Source organism: Roseomonas rosulenta (assembly GCF_016106005.1).
GTDB classification, from domain to species: domain Bacteria; phylum Pseudomonadota; class Alphaproteobacteria; order Acetobacterales; family Acetobacteraceae; genus Neoroseomonas; species Neoroseomonas rosulenta.
Map to the genome: position 1 here is coordinate 1 of NZ_JACADR010000217.1, position 7,782 is coordinate 7,782.

A 7,782-nucleotide genomic window follows, 5' to 3' on the forward strand; every position below is an offset into this window, starting at 1 on the left:
TCGCGTGCGAGGCGTGCGGCATCGGCGGCGGCGGCGCGTTCGGCCTCGGCCGCGCGGCGGGCGTCCTGGATGGCCTCGCGGGTCGGCTGGGCGAGTGCGGCGGCGGGGAGGGCGGCGAGCAGGCCCAGCACCAGCGCCAGGCGGGGGAGCAGAAGGGCCGCGCGGCGCCTCGCGGTATGGATGCGCCTGCGCGCCGCGAGGTCGATGAAGGCACGCGTCGCGAGATCCATGCGGGCGGGCGCCGCGAAATCGATCCAGGCCCTTGTCGCGCGGTGGATCGACGCGCTTGCCAAGCGATCGATCGGCGCAAGGGTGTCGGGCTTGCAGTACGCCCCGCCGCCCTGGCGCGGCGCCTTCCCTGCCCCGGCATCCGCCGTCGCCGCGCTGGTGCGGCCTGCCGGTGCGCGGAAGCCGCCGCCAGTTCGGGCGCGCATGGTCGCGCCGCCGGCTGGCTCCGGCCGCGTGGGGCCTGCGCTAGTCCGCGGCAACCCTGGCCTGCCCGTCGCGCAGCAGCGACCGCCCGGTCATCGCCGCAGGCTGCGGCACGCCGAGCAGCGCCAGCAGCGTCGGCGCGATATCCGCGAGCCGGCCATCCGCGAGGGCCGCACCAGCCGGCCCGCCGAGCAGGATCGCCGGCACCGGGTTGGTGGTGTGCGCGGTATGCGGGCCGCCGGTGGCCGGGTCGCGCATCGTCTCGGCATTGCCGTGGTCGGCGGTGACGAAGAGCGCGCCGCCCGCCGTACGGATGGCCTCGGCAATGCGGCCGAGGCCCGCATCGACGGCTTCCACGGCCTTCGTCGCGGCGGAGAGGCTGCCGGTATGGCCGACCATGTCGGCATTGGCGTAGTTCAGCACGACCAGGTCATAGGTACCGGAGGCGATGGCGGCGACAGCCTTGTCCGTCAGCTCGGGGGCCGACATCTCGGGTTGCAGGTCGTAGGTCGCGACCTTGGGGGAGGGGACCATGATGCGGTCCTCGCCGGCGTAGGGCGTCTCCTCGCCGCCGTTCAGGAAGTAGGTGACGTGGGGGTATTTCTCGGTCTCGGCCATGCGCAGCTGGCGCAGCCCGGCCGCGGCCACCGCCGCGCCCAGGATGTCGGCCATGGATTGCGGCGCGAACAACGTGGCGAGGTAGGGGTTCAGCGCGGCGCTGTATTCCGTCATGCCCGCGGCGGCGGCGAAGTGGATGGCGCGGCCACGCGCGAAGCCCTCGAAGCTGGGGTCGAGCAGCGCGGCGAGGATCTCGCGCACCCGGTCGGCGCGGAAGTTGAAGCAGAGCAGCCCGTCGCCATCCGCCATGCCGGCGTAGTCGCCGATCACGGTGGCGGGGATGAACTCGTCGGTCTTGCCGCCGGCGCGGGCGGCGGCGATAGCGGCCTGCGCGGAGGCTGCGCGCGCGCCGGTGCCGGCGACCATCACATCATGCGCTTGGCTCACGCGCTCCCAGCGATTGTCGCGGTCCATCGCGAAGTAACGGCCGGTGAGGGTGGCGACCCGCACGCCGGGCAGTCCGGCGATGTCCGCCTCGAACCGCGCGAGGAAGTCCGGCGCGGCCTGAGGCGCGGTGTCGCGGCCATCGGTCCAGGCATGGATCGCGACCGGGATGCCGGCGGCGGAGAGGATGCGCGCCAGCGCCACCGCATGGTCCTGGTGCGCATGCACCCCGCCCGGCGAGAGCAGGCCCATCAGGTGGCAGGTGCCCCCCGTGCGCCTCAGCGCGGCGATCAGCCCCATGAGCGCCGGCAGCGACGCGATCGACCCATCCGCGACGGCCGCGCCGATGCGTGGCAGGTCCTGCATGACCACGCGCCCGGCGCCGATATTGAGATGCCCGACCTCGGAATTGCCCATCTGCCCCTCCGGCAGGCCGACATCGGCGCCGGAGGTGCGCAGGAAGGCGTGCGGGCAGGAGGACCAGAGCGCATCGAAGGCCGGCGTGCGCGCCTGGCGCACGGCATTGTCGGCGGCATCCTCGCGCCAGCCCCAGCCGTCGAGGATGACGAGCATGACGGGACGAGGGCGGGTGCTGGACATGAGAAAGGTCCTTCGATCCTTCGGGCTGGATTAGCCCCCTGCGCGCTCCGACCGCAAGGCCGCGACCTCGGCCCGGAGCGCGCGGATTTCCTGCAGCAGCGTCACCTGGTCGGCATGGGCGGCGGAGGCGGCGGCATCGGAGGCCGCCTGCGCGACGGCCGCATCGGCGCTGACGCGCTCCTCGCGCAGGGTCTGGATGCTCTCGACGATCACGCCGATGAAGAGGTTCAGCACCACGAAGGTGGCGACGACCGAGAAGGGAATGAAGAACAGCCAGGCGAGAGGCTGCTTCTCCATCGCCTGGCGCACGATGTTGCCGAAATCATCCATCGCCATGAGCTGGAACAGCGTGAAGAGCGAACTGCCCAGGTCGCCGAACTGCTCGGGCAGGTCCTCGCCGAACAGCTTCGCGCCCATCACGGCGAAGACGTAGAAGATCAGGACCATCAGCAGCACGATCGATCCCATGCCCGGCAGGGCGGCCAGCATCGCCTCGACCACGTTGCGCATCGAGGGCACTACCGAGACCAGCCGCAGGACGCGCAGCACGCGCAGGGCGCGCAGCACCGACAGCGGTCCGGTCGCCGGCATCCAGGCGATACCCACCACCACCAGGTCGAAGATGCCCCAGGGGTCGCGGAAGAAGCGCCCGCGGAAGGCGTAGATGCGCAAGCCGAGCTCGGCCGTGAAGGTCCAGAGCAGCGCGGCGTCGATCGCGTGCAGCGCGCCGCCCCAGGAGGCCATGACGGCGTCCGACGTCTCGAGCCCCAGCGTGACCGCGTTCAGCAGGATCAGGCCGATGACCGTACGCTGGAAGCGGGTGGACATGACGAGGCGCGCAACGCGCGCGCGCGGCGTATCGGCCGCATCCGCGGCGGTGAGAACTTCCTGCACCCTTTTCCGAAACCCCCGTCGGTTCGCGTCCCGCGCGCCACATAGGGGCGGGCCGCGGCCGGCTCAAGCGGCGGGTCAGCCCAGGATCAGCGCCGGCACGCCGAAGATGTGGCGGTGGGAATGCAGGAATCCCGCCCAGGCGAGCACACCGATCGCCGGCGCGATCCAGCCGATCTCGCCGAGCGCGAGCCGGTTGCGCCCGGCCAGGATGGCGCCGAAGGGAAGGATGGAACTGGCCGCCGCGAAGCCCGGCCAGGCCTCCGGGTGGCGCTTCGCCATCTTGGCGTCGATCGAGGGCATCCCCGCCACCGCCGTGACCAGGAAGGCGCCGAAGAAGACGATCGCCGCGGTGTCGCCGTTCCCCACGACATGCACCGCCGCCCAGATCGCGAAAGCGTTGAGCATCGGGTGGCGCGTGACGCGCTGGATGCCGCGCGGCCCCTTGCCGAGCAGCCCCGACCCGCCCATCGCGGTGGGGTTGCCGATGAGCGAGCAGGCGAACAGCACGAAGGCCGGCAGCGTGAGTATCGCCAGGACCCAGCGCAGCCAGGCGGGCGCGAACCACAGCGGGGTGGTCTCCGCCCCCTGCCAGGCCGTTGCCAGCAGCGCGATGGAGCCGACCGAGGCGACCGAGAAGGCGATGGTGAAGCCTGTCTCCCCCAGGCGTTCGACCATGCGCCCGCGCAGGGCGGTGCCCGAGACGCCGACATGCACGAAAACCCAGAGCAGGGCCGCGAGGATCAACAGGATCATGCGCCGCAGTCTCGCCGCCCTGGCGCGCCCTCGTCCAGCCTCAAGGCCGCCAAGCGCGGTGATAGGGGTGGTTCTGCCGGATCGCCTGGGCGCGGTAGAGTTGCTCGGCGAGCATCCCGCGTACCAGGAAATGCGGCCAGGTCATTGGGCCCAGCGCGATGCGGTGGTCGGCGCGCGCCAGCACGGCGGGGTCGAGACCCTCGGCCCCGCCGATCAGGAAGCAGGGGGTGCGCCCGGCCTCCTCCCAGCGCACCAGCAGCGCGGCGAAGCGGGCGCTGTCGGGCTGTTCCCCGCCGAGGTCGAGTGCCACGGCCAGCGCATCGGCCGGGATCGCGGCGAGCAGCGCGGCCCCTTCGCGGCGGCGCGTCTCGCCCGCGGCGCCCCGCGCTTCGGGGATTTCGGTGATCTCCGGCGGCGGGCGCAACCGGGCGGCGTAATGCGCATACAGCGCCGCCTCCGGCCCCGGCTTCATGCGCCCGACGGCGAGGATCCTAGCCGGGCGTGGCGTCGGCCGCCCCCGGGCTCTCCGGGCCCCACATGCGCTCCAGGCGATATAGCTCGCGCGCCTCGGGGCGGAACAGGTGGATCACCAGGTCGCCGGCATCGATCAGCACCCAGTCGCCCGAGGCCTGGATCGAATCGCGGCGCAGATGGAGTCCGGCCTTGCCCAGGGCTTCGTCCAGGTGCGTCGCCATCGCCTGCAGCTGGCGCTCGACCAGGCCGGTGGCGATGATCAGGCGATCCGCGTAGTCGGCGCGACCGGTGACATCGAGCAGCACGATGTTCTCGGCCTTGTCGTCCTCGAGCGACTTCATCGCGGCATCGACCAGCAGGGCGAGGCGGTCGGGGGCGAGCTTCTCGCGCTTCTTCGTCCGCGCAGGGCGCGGGGCGACGGGCTTGGCCGGCGCGGCACCCGCGGCCTTGGGCGCGACTGCCTTCGCCGTGGCCTTGCGCACCGCTGCGGCGGGCTTCGGGTCGGCAGGCGTGGAGATTGCGGATTTCGCCGCGCTGGCGCGCGGTGCCTTTTCCGCCATTGCGGTCTTGCCGATCGGCGCCGCTGCGGCCTTGGTGGTCGCGCGCTTCGGCGCTGCGGCGCGCGGCGCCTTTGCGGCCGTGGCGGCGGGCGTCGGGACCTTGCGCGCCGGGGCAACCGCGGCCTTGCCCGCGTCTGGCTTTGCCTTGGGCGCCGTGGGCTTCGCCTTCGGCGCGCCGGCCTTGGGCGCGGCCTTTGCTGCCGCCTTCGGCGCGCTCCTTGCTACAACCTTCGGCGTGGTCGTTGCTGCCGCCTTCGGCGTGGTCGAAGCCTTCGCCTTCGTGGCAGCGGTTGCCTTCGCCTTCGCCTTCGGCGTGGCCGCCTTGGCCGCGGGCTTCGTCGTCTCGGTCTTCGGCGTGCGGGCTATGGCCCCCTCCTGTCGCGCGTGCTGCCCCAGGCCTTCGCCGCACGGATGGCGGTGGCGGAGGCGGCGTGCTCTCGGGCCGGAACCAAGCACCAAGGCGCGTGGGGCGCAAACCTTTCCGCACGGACAGCCCCAGGGGCGCGGCGGTGGCGGCGCAGCGCCTGCGCCGCCTGGCCCTTCAGCGCCGGGCGCGTGAAGCCCGGCCGCGGCAGCACCGCGAGTGCCGTGCGCCGGGCGATTCCGCGCCAGCTCTTCCAGCGCGGCAACTGCACCAGGTTGTCGGCGCCGATGACGAAGGTGAAGCCCGCGCGCGGGAAGCGCCGGCGCAGCAGCCGCAGCGTATCGGCGGTGAAGCGGGTGCCAAGCGCGTGCTCGATGTCGGTCGCGATCACGCGGCGGCCATCCGCGATGCGCCGCGCGCTGGCCAGCCGGTCCGCGAGCGGCGCCATGCCTGCCCGGGGCTTCAGCGGATTGCCCGGCGAGACCAGCAGCCAGACCTCGTCGAGCCCGAGGGCGCGCCGCGCGCGCTCGGCGACGTGCCGGTGCCCGTCATGCGCCGGGTTGAAGGACCCGCCGAGCAGCCCGATCCGCCGCCGCCGGGAATCGCCGAAGCGCCCGGGTGTCACCGGGTATGCGTGCTCACGCCGGCCGGATGCGCCGCGGCGGGCAGGGCGTAGGCGGGCATGCGACGCATCGTCTCGGTCCTCCGGCGTCGCGCGATGCTACCTGCGCAGCAGCCGGTGCGGGAAGGGCAGGTCAGCGGAAGTTCACGACCACGGCGCCGAGACCTTCCACCGTGAGGCGCCAGGTCTCCCCCCCCCGCGGCGCGACCGGCGCGCCGGGTCCCATCAGCGCGACCTGGTCGCCCGTGCGCAGCGGCCGGCCCTCAGCCGCGACCTCGCGTGCCAGCCCCCCGAGCAGCGCCGCGGGCCGTGTCGCAAGGCCGAGCCCCGGCAGGCTTGCGACCGTGCTGTGGTCCGCCTGCAGCAGGGCTGCGGCGCCGAGCGCGGAGGTGTCGCGCAGCGGCACCGCGGTTCCCACCACGCCGAGCCGCAGGCCGAGATTGCCCGCCCGGCGCGAGGCCGCGTCCATGCCCGCCGGCATCGCCGCGAGGTCCAGCAGCACCAGGAAGGGCGCCACGCGCGCGACATGCGCGAGGGGATCGGCGGCGGACTCCACGCCCTCGCGCCCGATCGTCAGCAGCAGGGCTGGCGCGATGGCGGGGCGTGCCGCATAGGCCGCCTCGATCGTCGCACCGGACCGCTCGCGGAAATTCGCGTGGAACAGCGCGCCGCGCAGCGGCGGCGCGACCTCCGCGGCGAGTGCGAAACCCTCGATGTCGCCCCAGGGCTGCGCCAGCATCCCAACCAGGCGCTGCTGCGCGCAGCCGGGATCGGTGCCCGGGGCGAAGGGCAGCGGCACGCGGCGTTCGAGCAGCGCGCGGGCGAAGGTCGAGACCTCCGCCAGGTCCGGGCAGGCGGCCTTGGCCGGCAGGGCAGCCGCGGCCAGCGCGATGGCGACGGCCGCGGCCCTCACGGCCGGGTCTGGCCGGTGCCGATCACCTGGTAGCGATAGGTGCAGAGCTGCTCGAGCCCGACCGGGCCGCGCGCATGCATGCGGCCGGTGGCGATGCCGATCTCGGCGCCGAAGCCGAACTCGCCGCCGTCGCAGAACTGCGTCGAGGCATTCCACAGCCCGACGGCGGAATCGATGCCGTCGAGGAAGGCGCGCGCGGCCTGCGCATCCTCGGTGATGATCGCCTCGGTGTGCTCGGAGCCAAAGCGGCGGATATGCGCGAGCGCCTCGTCGATCCCGTCCACCACCTTCACCGACAGGATGGCGTCGAGCCATTCGGTGGCGAAGTCGGCCTCGGTCGCCGCCGGCAGGTCCGCCACAATGGCGCGCGCGCGGTCGTCGGCGCGGAAGTCGCAGCCGAGCGCGCGCAGGTCGGCCACCAGCAGCGGCAGCAGCGCCGGCGCGACGGCGGCGTCGATCAGCAGCGTCTCGGTCGCGCCGCAGACGCCGGTGCGGCGCATCTTGGCATTCGCCAGCACGGCGCGCGCCATGGCCGGGTCGGCGGCGGCGTGGACATATGTGTGGCAGAGCCCCTCGGCATGCGCGAGGACGGGCACGCGGGCTTCCTCCATCACGCGCGTGACCAGCCCCTTGCCGCCGCGCGGCACAATGAGGTCGATCAGGCCCGCAGCGCGCAGCATCGCACCCACGAAGGCGCGGTTGGCGGTGGGTGCGACCTGCACGGCGGCCTCCGGCAGGCCGGCGGCGCGCAGGCCCTCGGTGAGGCAGGCATGGATGGCGAGTGCCGAGCGCGTGCTCTCGGACCCCCCGCGCAGGATCACGGCATTGCCCGACTTCAGGCAGAGCGCGGCGGCATCGGCCGTCACGTTCGGCCGGCTCTCGAAGATCATGCCGATCACGCCGAGCGGCTGCGCGATGCGGCGGAACACCAGGCCGTTGGGCCGCGTCCATTCCGTGAGCACGCGCCCGACCGGGTCGGGCAGGGCGGCGACCTCCTCGAGGCCCGCGGCCATCGCCTCGATGCGCGCGGGGGTCAGCGTCAGGCGGTCGCGGAAAGCGGCGGTCAGGCCGGGCGCGGCCTCGAGATCCGCGGCGTTGGCGGCGAGGATCGCAGCCGCACTGCGGCGCAGCGCGGCGGCCGCCTCCGCGAGGGCCAGGTCCTTCGCCG

The 7,782-nt window shown here is 73.6% G+C and carries 9 protein-coding genes; all 9 read right to left on the reverse strand.

Annotation, left to right across the window (positions count from 1 at the left end):
- On the reverse strand, positions 1-434 hold a 434-nt coding region (locus HW578_RS19875; protein WP_198372455.1), incomplete at its 3' end, for a hypothetical protein.
- A gap of 40 nt (positions 435-474) precedes the next feature.
- On the reverse strand, positions 475-2,034 hold the full coding sequence (gpmI, locus tag HW578_RS19880; RefSeq protein ID WP_198372456.1) for a 2,3-bisphosphoglycerate-independent phosphoglycerate mutase: 1,560 nt from the start codon (positions 2,032-2,034) through the stop codon (positions 475-477).
- Between the two features lie 30 nt (positions 2,035-2,064).
- On the reverse strand, positions 2,065-2,928 hold the full coding sequence (locus HW578_RS19885; protein WP_369407938.1) for an ion transporter: 864 nt from the start codon (positions 2,926-2,928) through the stop codon (positions 2,065-2,067).
- A gap of 75 nt (positions 2,929-3,003) precedes the next feature.
- Complete coding sequence (locus tag HW578_RS19890; RefSeq protein WP_198372457.1) at positions 3,004-3,681, reverse strand: NnrU family protein; 678 nt, start codon at positions 3,679-3,681, stop codon at positions 3,004-3,006.
- A 40-nt stretch (positions 3,682-3,721) separates the two neighbouring features.
- A complete protein-coding gene (locus HW578_RS19895; protein ID WP_369407939.1) occupies positions 3,722-4,171 on the reverse strand; it encodes a 23S rRNA (pseudouridine(1915)-N(3))-methyltransferase RlmH in 450 nt (149 codons plus the stop codon).
- 1 nt (position 4,172) lies between these two features.
- Positions 4,173-4,715, reverse strand: a complete 543-nt coding sequence (rsfS, locus tag HW578_RS27930) for a ribosome silencing factor (RefSeq protein ID WP_232479141.1) — start codon at positions 4,713-4,715, stop codon at positions 4,173-4,175.
- Between the two features lie 362 nt (positions 4,716-5,077).
- Positions 5,078-5,704, reverse strand: a complete 627-nt coding sequence (locus tag HW578_RS19905; protein ID WP_198372459.1) for a nicotinate-nucleotide adenylyltransferase — start codon at positions 5,702-5,704, stop codon at positions 5,078-5,080.
- A gap of 130 nt (positions 5,705-5,834) precedes the next feature.
- On the reverse strand, positions 5,835-6,614 hold the full coding sequence (locus HW578_RS19910; RefSeq protein WP_198372460.1) for a hypothetical protein: 780 nt from the start codon (positions 6,612-6,614) through the stop codon (positions 5,835-5,837).
- A partial coding sequence (locus HW578_RS19915; RefSeq protein ID WP_198372461.1) for a glutamate-5-semialdehyde dehydrogenase occupies positions 6,611-7,782 on the reverse strand: 1,172 nt, incomplete at its 5' end. The genes HW578_RS19915 and HW578_RS19910, both read right to left, overlap by 4 nt.